Below are 19,878 nucleotides of genomic sequence, written 5' to 3' on the forward strand. Positions count from 1 at the left end.
TCACCTTCTTACTTATTCCTGGTGTAGTTTTTATTTATGAAATCAACGATTGCATCAATCGCCTCACTATCCTTGATAGTCGTTTTAACTGTAACTAATGCAGCTGTGTCATTCTCTTCAAGACTTCTTAGAATTTTTTCTCTATCTTCAAGCGGAATACTATATCTACTCAGCAACTCATCAATTGTTTCTGGTTCTGGTTTTTTAACTTCTACACCATCAGAAACTACATAAGGTGATGGACGGTCTAAAAAGCTTGAGAAGTCGATCTCATAGTCTTCTAAATTCAAATAATTATGTTCCGATTCAAAAGGAATTTCGTTAACATCCTTCCTGGTATCAAACTCATCCGCAAGAAATTCGTATCGATAAGGCATGGACGTTTCCTTTGTATTAAAGATAGGATAAGGTCTAATTTTCCGACCCCTTTTATCCTTTCTATGAAGTTTTCTAAGCACCACTGTTTCACCTTCCAAGAGTGTACCTAACCTTTCTGGTGTAAGTAGTTTTTCACCCTCTGGTTTCACAGAAGCATTGTTATTCAAGCTTAGAGCTTTTCTTGAAGATGACGATTCCAAAATTGTACTACTACCAACCTCTTTGCTGATTTCCGCAATCGTATCTGAATCGCCACTCATTATATAAACTGTATTTTGACAGTTTTCTTTAATAATTTTACCGTTTTCTTTCCCATAGCCTTTGTAGAATTGATAGAAACTTTGAATGAAGAAATTAAAGAGTATATTTCTACCAAGACAAGCAACTACATAGGCATCTAAATTACTAATTGGTGACATACCACCAAACTCATCAAAATCAATATGAACTCTTGTAAAACAAGCGCCGCCAACAGTGATTGCACAGTTTTTAATTAATGTTTGATAAACTTGATTAACAAAAATACTTGCAATCGGATGGAGTGATTTATCAGAGTCCGGCGTAATCATATAAACAGCAATTGGTTGACTGTTGTAACTCATTTTAATTGATTTTAACGTAGTCATATTTTTGGCCACTTCTACTAAATTAGTGTCATAGCCTTTTGGATCGCTGCTTAACTCAATAGAAAAGATTGCTCTTCTTTCTTTTCTATTTTCATCAACATACTTTAATTTCACATAATCACCATTTTGTAATTCAGTAGGAAAATTTAATGTTGCAATCCCACTCTTCATTGGCTTCATAGTGAAGTGGGCCAACTCTTTTTTATTTCTAACGAATGAAACTGAAACTTGCTTATTAAACATAGCAGGATCAAAAAAAGCTTTAATATCTTTAGGAAAACCAAGACGTTTAAAATCAAAGCTATTTTTGGCAGTCATTTTCGCTATAGATGGAAATTGGAAGATTCTCAATCCACGAATTGCAGTAGATAGAATACTTCCTTTTTCTCTATCACCGGCGAAATTAACTGAAGCATACTGCCCCTTTGCTAGACTTCCCTGGGGTAAACTATTAAAATATTCATCTAATGCATTTTTAGGTTGCATGGTAAATGGATCTATCCATCGATCACTACCCATTTCAATCACGAATTGAGCGACATTAAACATAATTACTTTATGCAACTCATTTCTTAGACTACACTCCTCTAACAATGCTAAAATGACAGCATTGACAAGTCCTTGTGCGGTTTCATTGAAATGTGCTGCGTTTCCTGAAGATTTTTCCTGGTGATAGAGTGTATAAGTTAGTGAGTTAACAAGCAACTGAACATTATCAATATCACCATCTAACCAATAATCCTTAATTATGCTTAACAGATCATAACTTAGTGATTGCTCTGGATTAACCAAATTTAAAGCAAGTGTCAGATAACCCCTTAAATCAAGCGTATCTTTAGCAGCTGCATACAATTCACCTTTCACATCATTGGTCAGCATAGACCCTTTATCTTCAGCGCGAGATACGATATCTTGTTTCGTTGTTACATACATCTCACCTTTACCAGAACGTGAAACCCCAATATAAGCTGTATTAACGGTATTAGTATCAATAAAATACTTTTTATTGAAATGACTAATTGGAACGCCACCCATACCTTTAAATGCCTTTTTTCGATCTGGAATAGCTTTATACTGTTGCCTAATTTCTTTTAATGTAGTTAACCGGCTATCGCCTTTTTGGCCACGATCCAAAATTATAAACCTAAATTTCAACTTTCTGTATAAGAGAGAACCTAATATTCCCGCAATTACTAATGCAACTAAATACACAAATATTGGTAATCTCAAAAATAGAGCATTACCAATCATATCTCTTTCAACTTGTTTAGCCGCAAGGTTATATTCACTTGATGAAATTTTCTTACTCATTAGCTGAATAACTAATGGAAAAAGAGAATACAAATAAGAAAAGGTAAGGTTGAATCCAACAAAGATTGCTGCTCCAATTCCAAGAGATAAAAATAGAACCCAATTAGGCGTTGCTCTTTTATCACTAGGTAAATCTTGCCCATCTATCTTATAATTTTTTCTTTTCCAGTTTAAGTTTTTAGGAAAAATATCTAAAAATCGTTTAATATCCGGTAATTTTTTAGCTTCTTTTTTTCTCTTAACCATAATCAAACAATCCCATCATAAAAACTTCTACTAAATTTATCAGTCGGCGCTTCCTCATAGACAGTTTCTTCAGCTGCTTGTCGATTATTATCTAACCTGGCTTTTACAACCTCTTTACTTTCAAGACAATGATAAAATTCAACAGTAAGAATATGCCTTAACACTTTAGGTAGATTTTCCTGATATGAAACTAATTGATTATTTTCAATTGATTGATAGAAACTTTCAAATTCACCAGATACCTCTATATACTGGTTATCCAGGATATGTTGATTCATATTTATTGCCCTATTTCCAAAAGCTTTACATAGGATAATATCATAGGTTTGTTTTGACTTATAACTACGTTTACACAGTAAAGAAAAAAACAATGAAGTAGAATCCTCATTGTTTCTAAACTGCTTATCCCTTACATAACCACGTACTCTTCCGCAATTATTAAAATTCATAATAAATTCTTCCTTTCAATAGGAATTTCTTCTATTTCACTCACCCCCTTCCATTCTCTATTGTTTTCCCAATAATGAATTAGCCTCATCAGTATCATTTAGTTGATATAATTTTAGAGCTACTAGCTGCTTTCGATCATCAGTTAGCTTGTTCTTGTCTTTAAGTCGGCCATACTCTTCCTGAGTTGCTATAGCATTGTCGTTTAAGAGCGCCACATCTAACTTACCTAAAGTTGTTGGATACTTATTATTGAATTCCTTTAAAGCTTCAACATCTTTATCGTTATAAATATACTGCTCAATGACATCATGTTTAGACGGAAAATTCTCCGCTGCTTGTAAATACTTTTTATTCTTTATTAAATAATCGAAACTTTCTGTATCCTCAGCTTCTATTACTTGCGGCGCCGGAACCTCTATAAACTTCTGCTGCTCCAACTGTTGCTCAATACTAGTAATATTTCTTTTCAATTCTTGCCCATGTTGATATTGGCCATAACTATATGAACCAAAACCTAAACTAAGGATCAAGATAACTATTCCAGCAGGTATAGAATTCTTTAATGCTTTTTTTACATCTCCATATTTTACTGCTGGTTGTTCTTCAACAAGCTCAGTATCTAACTGAGTTGTATCTTTAACAGGCTCTGAAATCGGCGGATCTGAATTACCGCCTTGAGCCTCCTTTAATTTTTCAATCAGCTGTTGTACTTGCTGCGTTTGATTTTGTTGGGCCATAAAGCTTTGCATCATTAAGTTCATTTGATTTTGCATCATATCTTGCATAGCTTTTTGCTCTTTTTCATTTGAAGCATTGGATTTTTCAATAGCTATTTGTGTCAACTGAATTTCTTGGTCTTTTAAAGCATTTTTTTCTTTCAAAATACTAAGCTCTTTTTCCCGCTGCTCATTTTCAACTTCATTTTGGACTTCGGTTTTCAATAGCAACTCATTTTCATTTAAAAGATTTTGTAAGGAATTAATGTATAGCTGCTCTTGTTCTTCTAATTCACTAACAGTTTCAAGAACACCTTCTTCCATACGCAAATAAATACGTTGACGTTTACTTAATAATTCATTTATTTCTGTATTTCTTAACTGGTAATCAAAATCATTAAGTGCTTTTGTAAGTTGAAGATCCTTTTTCTGCTGTAAGCTATTGGATAATTCTTTTTCTTCAGTCAGCAACTCCGTACTGTACTCTTTTTCAAAAGTCATGAGTTCTTCTTGCTGTCTTCGCTTCAGATCTTCCATTTCACTTTTTTGCTTATCTAAAAGTTTCCCCTTTAACATAGAAATTTGTTCATTCTTCCTATGTTTAAATTCTTGAAGTTCCTGGTTGATTTCTTGATCTAGCTTTTTCTCACTTTCAGATCTGAAATTAAGAATACTATTCTCATAATTATCGCCATTTATGCGACTATTAAGATAAATATTTTCAAGCGTATCAGCAGTTGCTTTTCTTAATTCAACCATATCCTTTTCAAACAACTGTTGTTGCTTCTGATAAAAGTTTGGTTGTTTATTCCTTAAAACCAATGCTTTTTGCTTTTCTACAAAGCGACTTGCATTATTATGATCCAGTCCTAATAGTTTAAAAATATGTTGGGCTTCTTGAGTTTCCTTTTCAATCATTCCATTTTTTAAACGATCAATTTTTGAATCTATTGTTGCTTCTGTAGGGTTTAAATATTCATCAATACTCAAACTTAGTATCTTTCTACTTGAATAATTTGTGTCAACAACGGACGCCTCTTTAGAATCTTCAAATTCTTTTGTCCGATAATTAGTTTTAGGTTCTTCTATTGGACTAGAGAAAGCTTTAGGCATATCGTCATAAACAATTTCGGCTGATACCTCTTTTTCTTCAGCTTGCTTTTTAACAAGCTGATCAAGAATAGAATCATCATATTGAATAGCTTCATTAGAAACTTCAATTTCTTCTACATCTTCAGCTGATACATCATGAGTAATATTTTCGCTAATGCTTCTCTTTGCTTTTTGAAATAGTTTTGTTAGTTTGTTGCCTGATTCTGCATTATTAGTTCCAACAATTGCCTTATTTAAAGAAGCTGAATCTCCAGTAGATTCAGCTCCAATTTGTTCAATTAAGCAATTAGAAAGTTCTTGAAACTCCTTTTTATCCTCTTCTTTCATAGATTTCATTGAAACATGAATATCATCTGTTAAAAGTTGTGTTAAGGAAAGTTTGTCAGTTGGCGTACTCACTAAGTCTATCTCAATGTCAAATCCGTAAGTTCTGTCATATAGCTGCCCTACAAGAGTTAATGAAAAAGTAAACTTATCAATACCAGTTTTTTCACCTTCTGAAATTAACTGCTTCATTAATTGACTTGCAGCTGTTAAATTCATATCTTTTTTCAATGGTATTATTTTAAGTTTTTTAGCAACTCTGCTCAGCTTCGTAAACTGAATAACATAAACTTCTACTTCGTTCTCCATTGACCTTCTCCTTTAAAAAGAGAGAACAAAAATCGTTCCCTCTAGAATGTCGTTGTTTGTTCAATCATATCAGCTACAGTTGCACCGCCAAAGATTAAGCAAGCACCAATTAATAGCCAAAATAACCAGCTCTTCCCTTTTTCTGCACCTTTGTTACCACTAAAAAACATAAAACCAACTAAGATAACACAAACAAATAGTGATGGTTTTGCGATAGTTTTTAAGAAGTTACCAAATTCAGTGATTTTTTCGTTCAATCCGTTACCAATAGTAACTGCTAACATAGTTCTATTCACACATTGTAATAAAGTTAAAATATTCAATTTGGATTCCCCCCACTTTTAGACAGTTCTTCTAATACCAGTTGATTCATTTCATCCTGGATTACTTGTTCCTGCCATTTTTTATCTAAACCTTGTAAAACTAACATTTGACGATCATAAATTTTTTTCTTTTTCCATTCGTCAAAGTTTTTTCCTTTTTTTTCAAGAATTTTTTTTGAAGCACTTTCTAAAGGCGAAAGGCTAACTTTTTTTCCGGCCAATAATTACGCCTCCTTCATGCATTTTTAAATTGTTTTAAAATTTTTCTGAATATGTTCAGCGGATTCACTCAACAGCTGTTTACCTTTATACGAACAGTGAACGTGTGTCCGATCCGGTGTTCCATTTCCACCATAGCAAGTAATTAAGGTTGCACATCTACTTTCATCATCTGTTGGATCTTCTAATATATCCACGCGACTCTCTGATATTTTTTCTCTATAATCTACTTGGTAAATATACAGATACTCATAATCAGTAATATAAACTTGCATACCTTTTTGTGCATTTTTTAATGGTGTAAATAATTGGTATTGAACAACTGAATTGTGGCCCACTAATACATAATTGCGCTCTCCCATTTTCCTTGGTTCACTCAATTCTGGATCATAGTAATCACAAGCACCTAAATATTGATTATGTCCGGAAAATCCTGCGAATACAGGTAGATTCAAATTGATTTCTGGAATCCAAATCCCTCCAACTTGATTAGTGTTTGTTTGACCAACTGAATCCAGTAGTTGCACTGCCGCAACTTTTTCTTCAGTGATAGGTTGAATCAATTCTGGATCATAATTTTCCACAGGAAGCACTTCTGCTTCACTTTGATTCAATCTCACTTGAAAAATAGGTACTTCCATATCGACTAAATTCCTTTTTCCAAACTCATTCAATCCGATAATGTAAGTAAATGTGAGTGCAACAATAATAGTAAGAGCGGCGATTGTAAAAAATCTATATGGTATTTTCTTTTTCTTTTTAATTACTCTTACGACCATGTTTTTCCCGCTTTTCATTTCAAAGGAAAAAAGAGAGAAAATTAATTCTCTCTTTATTTCGCTTTATTCTTTTTATTTTTGATTCTATCTGCAACTAAAACTGAAACCAAAGCTACTAGCATTGTATATAAGAACCAATGTTGTGTAGAAACATATCCCGTTTCCGGAAGTGTTTTACCTGGGTTTTCTTTTGGAGTTGATGGCGCTGGTGCTTCTTTAGGCGTTAGATCTTGATCTTTGTCCTTGCCATCAAAATTATGTTTACTATCTTCAACATATTCACCTTTATCAGTTACTTTATAGCCAATTTCTTTAAAGAAGTAGTGAGTATCTTTTGGATACTTAGAAGTATCAACTTTTTCAGATACTACTTGTTTTGTAAATACAGCATCTGAAACTTCATAGTCAATGATTTCTGAAGTCCAGATATCCTCTTCTTTAAATGTTCCATCTTCTTGTTTTACAACAGCAACTAGAATTGCTTGGAAAGCCCGTTTTGTACCGTCTAAAATGTTGTCGTGAGTAATCTCTACATCATCATACATATTCAATACATCACCGTGTGTGAAAGTTTGGTTGCCTTCACCATCATGTGCTTTAGTTTTAATTGTAACTTTGTTTTTGATAGGAGTAAGATCTTGATCTTTATCAGTTCCATCAAAGTTATGTTGACTATCTGGAACATATTCACCTTTATCAGTTACTTTGTATCCAATTTCTTTAAAGAAGTAGTGAGTGTCTTCAGGATATTTAGAAGAATCAATTTCTTTACTTACTACTTGTTTAGTAAATGCAGCATCTGAAACTTCGTAATCAATGATTTCTGAAGTCCAAATTTCTTCTTGATTCAATGATCCATCTTCTTGTTTAATTTCAGCAACTAAAATTGCTTGGAAAGCCCGTTTAGTGCCATCTAAGATATTGTCATGAGTAATTTCAACATCATCATACATTTTCAATACATCACCATAAGTGAAAGTTTGGTTGCCCTCACCATCATGTGCTTTTGTTTGAATGCCTACGTTTTCGTTTTCCTTAACATTTTCAGCCACAATCTTAACTGTTTCACCATCTGTTTCTGGTGTAATTTCAAATGTATAAGTTTCTTTTGACATCATGTAGCCAGCTGGTGCTTTAACTTCTACAACTTCATATGAACCTGTAGGTAAGTCCTTAACTGAAATTTTGCCTTTTTTATCAGTTGTGAAAATCCCTAGAGAAACGCGAGTTTCTTTTTTATCTTCAGTTGCTGTTGCATCTTCGTCTTTGTCTTCAACTTCGCTTGTTTCAGTTGTTTCAGTTGAATCCTCAGTTGTACTAGTTTCAGTACTTTCTTCACTTGAGCTTGTTGTATCAGTTGATTCAGAACTGTTTGAGCTTGAAGAACTATCTGTACTATCTTCTGTAGAAGATGTTGATTCAGAACTGCTTGAATCACTAGTATCTCCTGTTGAATCAGTTGTATCAGTATTATCTCCGCCAGTAGATCCACCATTTAATAAATCTCCTAAGCCAATCATATCTAGGATTTCGTTTAAGTCTGGTAATACGCTTAAATCACCATTTGCTAAACCTGTAAGGATTGTACCTAAGTCACCAAGACCTACTAGATTCGCTAATCCTCCTAATCCTTCAACAATCGTTGGAATTTGAGTAATATCGCCATTTGCGACCGCAACTAATGCACTAATTGTTTCTGTTAAGCTGCCTAAATCAATATTTCCAAGACCACCAATGATATCTGTAAGGCTTCCTAAGTCAATTCCACCAAGAATATCACTGATATTACTTAGATCTAAACCATCAAGAACGCCTCGTGTTGTCGCTCTATTTTCATAATTGTAAGCAGCGATAATTGCTTCCGCTACTTCTTCAATTTGCGCTTGGTCTGCTTTTGAAAGTTTGTTTTGTGAAGCTTTTGCATTTCTAATCAATGGTGCAGATGTAACATCAGCACTTGTTGAAGTGCTAGTTTCAGTACTTTCTTCTGTAGAAGAAGTGGTTTCAGTCGTTTCTTCTTTAGAAGTCGTATCTTTAGTTTTATCTGAATCGCTATCTTTTGTTTCTTCTTTGGCTTCAGTTTCTGCTTTATCAGCTACTTTTTCACCCAAGTAGAACAATTCAAATTCAGCACCAGCTAAAGGAACTTCAGTTTCAGCATCAATCTTCAACAAATCAAAATTACCACGAGATAAACGGTTAATGAACGCTTCAAGAGCATCTGTTGTTACGTCTTCTTTTTCTTCTTTTTCAGAAGTTTCAGTCGTTTCTTCAGTGCTGCTTGTTGTTTCTTCAGTAGGTAATGTACCTAATTTAGATTTTTTAGTTTCAACTTTTGAATCGTCAGAACTGCTTGTTTCTTCGGTTTCTTCTTCATTTGAAGTAGTATCCTTAGTTTTATCGGAATCGGCGTCACTGTCGCTATCGTCAGTTTCTCCGTCTTTATCAGCAGTTTCTTTTGTTTCAGCTGGTTTCACTGTAATTGTTTCTTTGGCTTTGTTAGAACTAGGTTTGAATGTAAATTCATGAACTGTTTTATCCAGTACATGAGATTCATTTGCTTTGATTTCTTTAACAAAGAATTTCACTTCTTTGTTTGGTAATTTTACATTTTTAAATGTAATTTCACCTTTTTTAACAGTTGTGTACGCTAAAATAGACCCAGCTTTCAGCGTTTCTTTCCCGAATGCTAGATCTTCATTGATACCCAAAGCGAATACTTGGCCATTTCCATCTTTTAAATCAATAACAGCTGCGCTGCCTTTCCAAGAATCCACAAATTCTTGTTTCTTGATTCCTTCAATGGTTAATTCTTGTAATTCATTTTCAATTGAAACAGTCGCATCTTTTGCTTTATCTTCATCAGCTGTAATTTCAAATGCTGTTCCTTTTTCTGAAAGAACAACACCAGCTGGTGCAGATACTTCGATTAATTCATATTTACCAGGTACAAGAATTTTATCTGTTTTAGCAACACCAGCTTTTGACGTTGTTAGAACTAAATCTTTACCATCGACTTGGACGAATTCACCTTTTTTAACGACTACGTTGTCGTCATTGTCTTTAATGTCAGCTTTCGCTTTAATTTTAAAGCCAAAACCTTCACCAAGAACTTGTTTGAATTCTAATTCATTGTATTTGCCGTTTTCTTTATCTTCTTTTTCAGTGAAACCAACTAAAGTTTCAACTGTTTTAGTTAACTCAACAGCGCCTTTAGGTTGTGGTTTCTTAGGATTCACTACAGTAATGACGTTGCCGTCTTTAGAAACAGTAATTTCTCCTTCAGAAGAATCTTTGTCGATTGAGTAACCTTTTGGTGCAGCTACTTCTTTGTAGCTTAGTTTTGTTCCAGCTGTCAAATCTTCGATTTCAATAACACCGTTTTTGTCAGTTGTCATTGTTTCAGTCTTACCATCAATAGTGATCTCAAACTTAACACCTTCCAGAGTTAAACCATCATCACCCGTTTTAACAAGCTTGACAGTGCCTTTGTCAGGTTTCTTGATGTTTACAACGTTAATGGTATTTGTTCCAGCTGTCAGAGTAACTTGACCTTCAGAACTATTTTCATCAATTAAGTAACCTTCAGGAGCTTCAACTTCTTTATATTTGACAATAGTCCCTACTTCTAATTCTTTTACTTGAATTTTTCCTTTTGAATCAGTAGTCATTGTTTCTGTTTTATCATTAATAGTAATGTCAAATTTAACACCAGCTAATAATTTGCCATCGTCACCTTTTTTAACTAGCTCAACAATAGCTTTCTCAGGTTCTGGTTCCGGCTCTTCATCTTTAGTATTCACTACATTAATGACGTTTTCACCTTCTACAATTGTAATTGTACCTTTTGAAGTCGCAGGATCAATTGTATAGCCAGCTGGGGCTTTAGTTTCTTCATAGCTAACAACTGTGCCAACTTCTAAATTAGGAATTGTGATACCACCATTTGTAGCCGTTGTATAAGATTTTGTCTCACCTGAGATTTCAAAATCGAATTCAGCACCTTCTACAACATTTCCGTGTTGATCAACTTTTTTAAGAACAACATTTCCTGTTCCTGGAGGAATCACTTCTTTAGGATTCACAACTGTAATAAGGTTGTCACCTTCTTTGATTGTTACAGTACCTTTTGAAGTCGTTGGATCAATTAAGTAGCCAGCTGGGGCTTCAATCTCTTCATATGCCACAATCATGCCTACGGTCAAGTTATCAATTGCGATATAACCGTTCGCATCAGTAGTTTTAGTAACAGTTTCGTCTAACTTTAATTCAAATTTAGCACCTGGAAGAGGATTACCATTTTCATCTACTTTTTTAATTCGGAACTCAGATTTATCAGTTGGCTCCTTTCTATTTTCAATGGTTATAATGTTATCGCCTTCTACTAACACAACTTCCCCTGAAGGATTTGGTGTTTCTAGAATATATCCAGCTGGGGCTTTGATTTCTTCCCAATGGAAAGTATCGCCAGGTTTCAATCCACCAACGTGTAAGTCACCATTACCATCTGAGTTTTGCTCTTTTGGTGTTCCGCCATTAACTGAGTATTCAATTCTCATGCCACCCAAGCCTGCGCCTGTATCCGCATCAACTTTTTTGATTTTAACGACAGAACTTTTAGGTGTTTCTTGTTCGCCTTTGACGTAAATACCAAATGAAGTCGCACGTGTCTGACCGCCACCAGCGTCTGCATAAACATTAAACATACCCGTATGAGTCGCAGTATTACCCATCTCAAAGCCCCAGTTCAGATTACTGTGTTGGGCTTTCACTTCGTGAGCTTTAACCCAAGCATCGTGACCTGCGGCGTTTGGAACGTCATCCCACATATTCCATCCTTCATTACGAACTTTATCTTTCGTAACGTTAATGTACTGTTGAATATTACCCATTGCAGCTGCGTAATTGTTCAATGTTGAAGTAGGAGTAGTATTGTCTAAGTTACCCATTGGCAAGCTGTAGCCAATTACCGCACAATATAACCAATCGTAGAAGTTTCTAACGGCTTCAGGATTATTACCCAGCGCACTTGTAATTAATCCATTCACTGTATTGTTACTACCTACAGGATTTGTTTTAATTGTAACGTTGTTTACGCCACTATCTTTTGTATCAATACAAAAAGCTGGGTAGTATTTACCATCAGGCAATAAGATAAACGCTGAACCTGAGCTTGTAACGCCATGATAAATCGCTTTGCCCCATTGTTCAGTATAGCCACCAGCTCCGCCGGCACTATTATTACCTACTTGATTGTCCCAATCTGCATTCCCAGCCGCATCAGCTTTAACGCTTGAGAATGCTGTTTTAATTGTATTTGCGATACCTTTTTTATTGATATTCAGTTTTGTTTCAAGTTCTTTTTTCTTATCAGCGCTCAAAGTTTCTAATTTCAACGCCATTTTATCTAATTCTTCAACTGGAGCGCCTTGATACTTCGCATTGACCATTTGTTCCAATTGATTCACATCATTTTTAAGATCGACATAAGGTACATCTTTGAATTTTTCATACCCTTCATCATTAAAAATTTTTTTACGTGCTTCTTGACTAATCAAATTAACTTTCGTACCTGAATAAATTTCTACTAATGTACGTAAGTCATCAGAAATTACTTCATCAGTTTTACCAATGAATGATGCAGAAGCTAATACATTCCCTGAAAGAAATAGGTTTTGTAAATCACTAGTCCACTTATCAAATTTGGTATTTGCTTTAGCTTCTTTAACTAAAGCTACATAATCCACATCGTAATAAGACTTCAAAGATAAATATTCTAGTTCTAGCTGAGAAATACCCATTGATTGGATTTCTTCAGATTGACTCATTGCTTTTGCCGTTTTATCGGCTGCTTTACCTTCTAGGCTTTCTTTTGTTTCTTTAATCTGGTCAGTAACTACTGATGTTTCCTTACCTTCATCTGGTAAGACAATCGTAATCATTGTATCGTCAATTACAGCCTTGTCCTTAAAATTATTCGATACGGATTCAGAATCGGATAGATCTAAGGTAGAAGTTGTATTTTTTAGTGTTTTTGTTGCTTTAGATTTTTTTGAAACAAGCTTTCTCGTTGCCTCAATATTTTCTTTTTGTAAACCGATTTTTACACTTTCTAATGCTCTGTTTTCATCAATCAACTCAGCTGCGGATAGTTCCATTGTTTCTGCCGTATCCGTTTTGTTGGATACTCCTTCAGCTAGTGCAACTACTGAAGGGCCTAACGAATTAGCAACCATTGTAGAAAGCATCAGAATGCTAGTTAGTCGTTGTTTAAGTTTTTTCTTATTAAACATCGTGTTACTCCTCTCTTTTAAATGTAAATGAACGCACAAAAAAGCACTTATCCTGCTATGGTTAAGTGCTTTGACTATATTTAGTTATTTCTGGAAATTATTAGTAATCTAGTGGCTCTCTTGAGAAATTCCAAGCAGACAAGGCAGTTAAATTAGTTACTGATGGATTGCTTAAATCAGTAATAATACTGTAGCTAACGCCAAAATATTTATAGTCTCTCAACAATGTAGCATTATGTCCTGGACTAGCTTTAAATACATTCAACATTCTTAAAGCAGTTGAACGTTCATCCCCCATCCAATTAGTACCACCACAATTTTCACCTATTGAATATTTATATTCTTTAGGATACACAGTAACATAGCTTGTTCCATCTGGTCTATCGTGTCCAAATACAGTCCACAATTCTTTTGAGCGAATAGCAGTACCATCACACAACTGTTTTGATAATTTTAAAGGTTCCAACCCGTTTTCTGCTCGATACTCATTTAATAGGTCAAGCGTTACTTGTTCCATATTATTTAGAATACCATCAGTGTTTGGTGGCAATTTGAAGTTAGGAACGCCATTGACTGTTCCACCATTATTATTACCAGAATTGTTATTACCAGGGTTGTTGTTATTACCAGAATTATTGTTATTTCCTGAAGAACTTCCAGAAACGCCATACCACGCATTACCTTCATTTCTCCAACCTGCTCTAATCAAGCTATTATGCTCCGTTAGATTGGTCGTATAATTATGACTTCCTGCTTGTGCATTTGGATTGTACGAACGATATAAAGCTACTGTTTTATTTGTATCTGAATACCAGCCAATGCCCTCATAACGCCAACCAGAATTAACTAAACTATCTTTTTCATAACTATTCATAGTGTAATGGTGGTCACCAGCATTTGGATTATATAAACGATACACTGGATCGCCAGTGGTCGGCGCACACCAGCCTGTACCCTCATACTTCCAGCCGGCTATAACAAGATTGTCCTTCTCAGCTGTTGCAGCCGTATAGAAGTGTTCTCCTGAATTACCATTGTATAGTCGGTGCATTGTGTTACTAGTTGCGGCTTCCGCTTTTCCTGTTTCAATTGCGAATGCCGCACTTAATGCAATAATACTTGTGATTGTTACCTTAAGCCATTTTTTCATTTTTCTATTCCCCTTTTTTCCTGTTTTCTACCTTTTATGGAAAGTTTTGTACATATACGTTTACATTGAGTTTTGAGATTCTGAAACTTCCATATGATATTTTTATAAGGTTCTCCTTTCTTTGAATTTAGTGAATATTTGCTCCTCCTCTCATTACAGGGATTAGAAAAAGGCTCAATCCCGTGATTGATTGAAGTAACAACTATTCAATTTTCAATCAAAGGATTCAACCTTTTTAAACCGAGTTTTTTTATGCAATCTTTTATATAAGCCCATACCCTCTTAATAATTCTGCTTTGCTTTTTATATAAACATTATTAACTTTACGCCAATGAATCATTTTATTTGTTGTATAACCATACATATTCGCAATTTCATTCACCGTATGACCTTTTGTTAGTAATTCTAAATAGCTATCCATAGTTAATGTGTTTTGTAACCTATCTATTTGAAGTTCATTTTGATTAGTTGACAATTCCTTGCCGATTTCTTAAATTTCCTTGGTCAACTTATCATCTTTTTTATACCATTTTGGGTTCTCATTCAACAGATGGAGTAACTGCAATCGCCGCATTCTTTTTTCTTTTTTATCCATAATCGACACCTTAATCTGTTTAAAAAATTTTTATGCAAAATCTACTTTTAACTTTTTGCCCATTGCATGAGCAATTGATGAAAGTTTATCAAAAGAAACGTTATCTCCTCGTTCGATTCTTGCTATGGTTGCCTGTGTCGTATGTGCCCGTTCTGCCAATTCTGCTTGTGTCAAACCAGCAGCTTCTCTTGCTTTGTATAGGGCAACTGCTGTTTCAAGTTTCTCACCTTCAGCTTCATACATTTCCTTAAAATTTTCATCTTTCAGTTTTTCTTCGATTAATTTACTTATTTTCATTATCCAGCCACTCCTTTCTTATCTTCTTTGCATGTTCCAACTCCTTGACAGGTGTCTTCTGTGATTTTTTTGTAAATCCATGAGTAATTATGTATCTTCCATCTATTACATGAAAATACATAGCTCTTTGAATATTAGACCCTACCTTGCTTCTGAGTTCATACAGATTTACATCTACCTTTTTTACCCATTGCAAACGCTGAGCCATTAACATCCCATTTTTTTCTGTTTCTGAAATCATTCTTAATAGTTTAGCGCTGTCTTTCTGCGGTAAAGTCTCTATCCATTCGAGAAACTCATCATGTCCGTTAGGACGCATACATGACTCAAAATTTATTCTATTCATGCTTTTATTATATCATATATTTCAAAAATATCAACACTTGAGAATTTTTTTGTCGATAGATAGCTGTTTTTTATCCCACTCACTCAGTAACTTTTGACTCTAGAGGTGTAACATATATTGTTCCATCTGCATTGTAGCGAACACTTAGGCTACTGCCTCTCGCAGTTTTATATTTGAGGTAGTTAACACCTGTTTCAGAATCAACAAAAACATCGGTACCTCCACTTAAAGGCTTTGAGTTACTTTCACAAGCTGAAAATATTATACAAGCTAGTGCTAGTACGAATATCATTCTAATTTTTCTCATTATACTCATTCTCTTTCCCTCTTCAATCCCCAAGTAGCGAAGACCTGCAGAACTTCAAATAATTCTTCAGACGAACACAAATATATATATTGCCTTCTGGAAGGCAATGCATAAACTCCACTATCTAGGACTTCTTCTATTGCATTTTTTTTAAGTATTTCCAACACTACTTGCTGATTTTCATTCAATGTAAATCACTCCAATACAATTTCTTCGACATTTAAAAAAAACGTCCTTAAGATATTCTTTTTTTTATTTCTTTATCTATATTTTTGTTTGTATGAATACTTATAAAAAATTTTATAATTACAATTAAGCTTATTAATAGAGCTCCATCAGTTAAAAAATTTCTCTGTTCACTAAAAATTTTGTGTTGTGAATAAATACCAAATAAGTTAAATAATAGCAGAAAAATAGAACCTAATTTATCTAAAAAATATCTGTCTGGCAAATCAAATGATACTAGTCTTGAAAAAAAAGATTTATTGCGGAATTTCTTCACTTGTTTTATCTCACTCTCAATTTCTTTATTTTCTTCGATCACTTTTTGTTTATTATTGTCAGAAGTAGAATCTCTTGTTCTCTTCTTGAAGCGCAAAGTCTTAATTTCAGTCTTGAGTATTCTTACACTATAACCTTCGAATTCAAAACAAAAATATTTTGATTCCTTGGTTAAGTAAGTCATTATATGCTCCAACTCTAAATTATCCCTGGTTGAGAACAACTCTACATGATATCTTTCATCAATAATCAAAGTGTATATGTACTTTTGGCCATGATCATTTTCTGTTAAACGTTCTTCTCCATTACTCAAAACATATCCTGTAAAAGCGAATACAGTTAGAAATATTGAAATAACTATCATTTGCTAATAGCCTCCTTATTTTTCTTTTTAGCTTCCCTACATATTTCTAATTCATTTTTGAATCCAACGAAGAATAGAAAATATCATTATCTACCTCGTTACTTAAGCCATTCCACTATCTCTATAATCATAGGAAGTAAATTAACTAAACCTATGTATATTGTAAATACTAAAATGAATATTTGATCTTTTTTAGTAAAGTGCTTCTTTCCAAAATCTGAATACGCTAAAAACAACCCTATCATTCCTACTATTGATAATTCCACTTTTGTAACCCTCCAAATATATACTCAATCAACATTCGTTAATCTCCTTCTTATTTTTCTTTTTTCCTATAAACATATATTTTTATAATTGCAGGCATTAGCAAATATATCCCTAAATAAACGGTAAATATTGAAATGAATAACCGGTCTTTTGGAGTTAAGTATTTATTTCCAAAATCCGAAGCTACCAAAAATAGACCAATAAACTCAACTATTACTAATTCCATTTTATATTTCTCCAGTCCTTCAAATATAATTTTATTCAAAAATCTCTCTTTCCTTTCAACCTCCAGTTACTCCCACTACAACCAACAAAATAGTATTAATTATATTCAATTCTATATTTTCCTTAACGGAGTTATATAAATCATCAAGATTAGCTAATAAATCGTCACTGATGTTTAAACTTATTTTAGGGTCTTTTTTTCAATGCTTTTGTCTTCATTTAGAATAATCCGAACTTCAATCTTCTGTGATTCCAATCATTAATGAATTTTTTCACCCTAATTTCAATTTCTTTTTGTTTTGTCATATTAGGCTCTTTTTCATCAGCGCTTATACTCATATAAACACAAGCATTTTTATAATCTAATTCTTTATCTAGCGTGAAAATTACACTAGTGCTATCTGCTTTATTTTCGATAGTAACTTCACCTGCAATAATGTTGTCTTCTCTTACTTTTTTAGGAATTTCTCTAACATCTTCTAAAAAAATATCCGAATCATCATCCATATATTCAGAATATAGAATTTCACACTCTCCAATATCCGTAGGCGCATTGAATGTAACTGTGTATTCATAATTCCCATTGTATGGTATATATCTGAACATTAATTTCGCTGGTAGTATAATAGGTTCATTAGACAAATCAAAAATATCTGAAGTTTTTTCTGTGCTGTGAGCAAAAAGAAAAATTACCAAGAATAAGAAAATCCCTCTCATTGCTATTACAAAGACTTTTCTCTTTGTTCCCATTATTCGTTAACCTCCAAGCCAAAATCTTGATCCTTCAGTCTACCTAGATATTCATATCTTGTTTTTACTGGTTTATTCCTATAGATTGTCACAATCACTTTTACAAAAACTTGATTATCAATTTTAGCTACTTTATAGGCTTTTTGAGATACCTCCAATTCTGCTTCTAATTTCTCTTCATTCCCTATAGCCACAGTCAAATAGTAAGAGGTATAACTTGAATGGATTGGAATTATCCCTGAACCAGTGTTAACAAAAGAAGTAGTATCTGTTTCTTCTTTTTGTTTATCAATAATCTTTCCTTTATGAATTTTTTCATCTTCTTGATATATATCAATCTTTACTAGGAAAAAACTATATAACCATGTACTACCTTTGTATATTCCAACACCTACTAGTCCTATTGAACATAATAATAATATCAATATGATTAATTCTGAAATATCCAACTCTGTAAAATGAAAGAGCCAATAATGGAAATCTTCATAGAATGAAAGTTTGGTAAAAACCCAGAAGCTAATTCCAATGATAATCCAACCAACAGCGTTAATCCAATGTTTGCTTCCAATCCCTCTTTTGTAGTCATTCATATTAATTCCCCTCCTTTTATCTATTAGTTTTCTTCAAAATTGATATTTTTCCTTGAACTTCTTCAATTTCCTTTAGTAGACATTCATCATTCATTAAAGGTATGTAAAGGATATTGTAATAATAGAACATATACACAAAGCATAGAAAACCAATCACTGTTGCTACTGAAACTAATATAGATTGATTACCTAGGTAACTTAGATAAAAGGTTCCTAACACACCTAAAATTATAAATCCAGCACTCACTCGATATGCCAAGTTATTATACGTGAGATATCTCATCATTCGTCCATGCGGAACTAATGAAAGAAGATTTTCTAATTCTAGTTCCAACTTTTTTACTTTTTGCTTCTCTTCAATAGCTTTTTTGATTTCTACATTTTCCCTTAATCTTTTTACATTTTCAGATTCTTCCATATTTGCAAGCTCCTTTGTTTAATAGATGAATTTGTTAAATCGTTGACTGTAATGCATATCTTTATCTCTTCTCCTATTATTTCCTATATCCACTCATCAAAGCCTTAAAAAGTTTAAATATTGGCTTTAGAGAATTCATCCCGATTGCTTTACTACGAACGGTAACTCTTGTACCTTCAGTCAAGTCCTCAATTTTAATTGAACCATCCTCATCCGTTGTATAAGCAACAGGATCCTCATCTTCGATTGTTATCCAGAATTTTTTACCAGCTAATGGACTACCATTGTCAAATTTTCTTATAACGAACTTTCCACTATTCTCTACTTCTGAGTTATTGGTCATAACTTCAGCATTATGTTCGGTAAAAGAAGAACTAGCTTCTACTTGACCTGTTTCAATAAAAAAAGCAGCGCCTATAATGATTGCTAAAAAGAATTTTTTACTCTTCATATTTCAAACTTCCTAACTTTTTTTTTCTAGTTCAAAATAGCTGCACTAAACCATACGATTGTGGAAAATGAAAAAGACATAATATTGGATAGGGTATGGGGCCAATACTAATTTTTGGGAGAACCACAATCGCATGAGTTAATGCAGCTATTACTTTATATTTTAGTTTTCTATCACTAAACTGCGGCTGTACAAGATATTCGTACATAAAAATTTTAGCTTTATAGGAGAAAAACAATATTTCGGACTTGCCAGTCATTAATTACTTTACGTACAGCCGCAATTTGCTAATAGAAAATATTCCTAAGCTACACTGAAGACTGGGATCGTGGAAAAAATATTTAAAAAGGAGTCTTACTTACGAAAAAACCACGATCCCAATCCTCAATGTAGCTTATTTTATTAAAATATCTAATCCGCCTACGCCTATAAAAATTATAAATATTGCAATTGATAGGCCAATGGATAAGGTAACAAGAAACAGTAATGTTTCAATAAATATCCTGAAAATCATATATACAAATGAAGTT

At 33.5% G+C, this 19,878-nt stretch carries 19 protein-coding genes; all 19 read right to left on the reverse strand.

Annotated elements, in window-relative coordinates; translation table 11 throughout:
* Positions 1–8: 8 nt before the first annotated feature.
* Positions 9–2,561 (reverse strand): VirD4-like conjugal transfer protein, CD1115 family, encoded by a 2,553-nt coding sequence (locus M2139_RS07425; RefSeq protein ID WP_280738197.1) that lies wholly within the window; start codon positions 2,559–2,561, stop codon positions 9–11.
* 2 nt (positions 2,562–2,563) lie between these two features.
* Positions 2,564–3,010 (reverse strand): hypothetical protein, encoded by a 447-nt coding sequence (locus M2139_RS07430; RefSeq protein ID WP_280738196.1) that lies wholly within the window; start codon positions 3,008–3,010, stop codon positions 2,564–2,566.
* A gap of 57 nt (positions 3,011–3,067) precedes the next feature.
* Positions 3,068–5,473, reverse strand: coding sequence for a hypothetical protein (locus M2139_RS07435; RefSeq protein ID WP_280738195.1), 2,406 nt, complete (start codon positions 5,471–5,473; stop codon positions 3,068–3,070).
* A gap of 41 nt (positions 5,474–5,514) precedes the next feature.
* A complete protein-coding gene (locus M2139_RS07440) occupies positions 5,515–5,796 on the reverse strand; it encodes a TrbC/VirB2 family protein (protein ID WP_280738194.1) in 282 nt (93 codons plus the stop codon).
* Positions 5,793–6,017: a DUF5415 family protein gene (locus M2139_RS07445; RefSeq protein ID WP_280738193.1), complete on the reverse strand. Its 225-nt coding sequence runs from the start codon at positions 6,015–6,017 to the stop codon at positions 5,793–5,795. The genes M2139_RS07440 and M2139_RS07445 overlap by 4 nt, the downstream gene beginning before the upstream one ends.
* 24 nt (positions 6,018–6,041) lie before the next feature.
* On the reverse strand, positions 6,042–6,656 hold the full coding sequence (locus M2139_RS07450; protein WP_280738192.1) for a class A sortase: 615 nt from the start codon (positions 6,654–6,656) through the stop codon (positions 6,042–6,044).
* 191 nt (positions 6,657–6,847) lie between these two features.
* Positions 6,848–13,087, reverse strand: a complete 6,240-nt coding sequence (locus M2139_RS07455) for a SpaA isopeptide-forming pilin-related protein (protein WP_280738191.1) — start codon at positions 13,085–13,087, stop codon at positions 6,848–6,850.
* Between the two features lie 100 nt (positions 13,088–13,187).
* Positions 13,188–14,138, reverse strand: a complete 951-nt coding sequence (locus M2139_RS07460; protein ID WP_280738190.1) for a CAP domain-containing protein — start codon at positions 14,136–14,138, stop codon at positions 13,188–13,190.
* 724 nt (positions 14,139–14,862) lie between these two features.
* The gene (locus M2139_RS07465; protein WP_280738189.1) at positions 14,863–15,129 is read right to left on the reverse strand and encodes a helix-turn-helix transcriptional regulator; all 267 of its coding nucleotides are present in this window, start codon (positions 15,127–15,129) and stop codon (positions 14,863–14,865) included.
* Positions 15,116–15,475, reverse strand: coding sequence for a type II toxin-antitoxin system RelE/ParE family toxin (locus tag M2139_RS07470; protein WP_280738188.1), 360 nt, complete (start codon positions 15,473–15,475; stop codon positions 15,116–15,118). Before M2139_RS07470 ends, M2139_RS07465 begins: the two co-directional genes overlap by 14 nt.
* Positions 15,476–15,554: 79 nt before the next feature.
* Positions 15,555–15,791, reverse strand: a complete 237-nt coding sequence (locus M2139_RS07475; RefSeq protein WP_280738187.1) for a DUF6440 family protein — start codon at positions 15,789–15,791, stop codon at positions 15,555–15,557.
* On the reverse strand, positions 15,788–15,970 hold the full coding sequence (locus tag M2139_RS07480; RefSeq protein ID WP_280738186.1) for a hypothetical protein: 183 nt from the start codon (positions 15,968–15,970) through the stop codon (positions 15,788–15,790). The genes M2139_RS07475 and M2139_RS07480 overlap by 4 nt, the downstream gene beginning before the upstream one ends.
* 47 nt (positions 15,971–16,017) lie before the next feature.
* Entirely contained in the window at positions 16,018–16,647 is a 630-nt protein-coding gene (locus M2139_RS07485) for a hypothetical protein (protein WP_280738185.1), read from the reverse strand.
* A 98-nt stretch (positions 16,648–16,745) separates the two neighbouring features.
* Positions 16,746–16,913 (reverse strand): hypothetical protein, encoded by a 168-nt coding sequence (locus M2139_RS07490; protein WP_280738184.1) that lies wholly within the window; start codon positions 16,911–16,913, stop codon positions 16,746–16,748.
* Between the two features lie 50 nt (positions 16,914–16,963).
* Positions 16,964–17,140: a hypothetical protein gene (locus tag M2139_RS07495; protein WP_280738183.1), complete on the reverse strand. Its 177-nt coding sequence runs from the start codon at positions 17,138–17,140 to the stop codon at positions 16,964–16,966.
* Positions 17,141–17,358: 218 nt separating this feature from the next.
* Positions 17,359–17,889: a hypothetical protein gene (locus tag M2139_RS07500; RefSeq protein ID WP_280738182.1), complete on the reverse strand. Its 531-nt coding sequence runs from the start codon at positions 17,887–17,889 to the stop codon at positions 17,359–17,361.
* On the reverse strand, positions 17,889–18,479 hold the full coding sequence (locus M2139_RS07505; protein WP_280738181.1) for a hypothetical protein: 591 nt from the start codon (positions 18,477–18,479) through the stop codon (positions 17,889–17,891). Before M2139_RS07505 ends, M2139_RS07500 begins: the two co-directional genes overlap by 1 nt.
* A gap of 16 nt (positions 18,480–18,495) precedes the next feature.
* Complete coding sequence (locus tag M2139_RS07510; protein ID WP_280738180.1) at positions 18,496–18,897, reverse strand: hypothetical protein; 402 nt, start codon at positions 18,895–18,897, stop codon at positions 18,496–18,498.
* Between the two features lie 76 nt (positions 18,898–18,973).
* The gene (locus tag M2139_RS07515) at positions 18,974–19,348 is read right to left on the reverse strand and encodes a hypothetical protein (RefSeq protein WP_280738179.1); all 375 of its coding nucleotides are present in this window, start codon (positions 19,346–19,348) and stop codon (positions 18,974–18,976) included.
* Positions 19,349–19,878 lie beyond the last annotated feature (530 nt).

Origin of the sequence: Enterococcus sp. PF1-24 (genome assembly GCF_029893325.1) — a bacterium.
Taxonomy (GTDB): Bacteria; Bacillota; Bacilli; order Lactobacillales; family Enterococcaceae; genus HY326.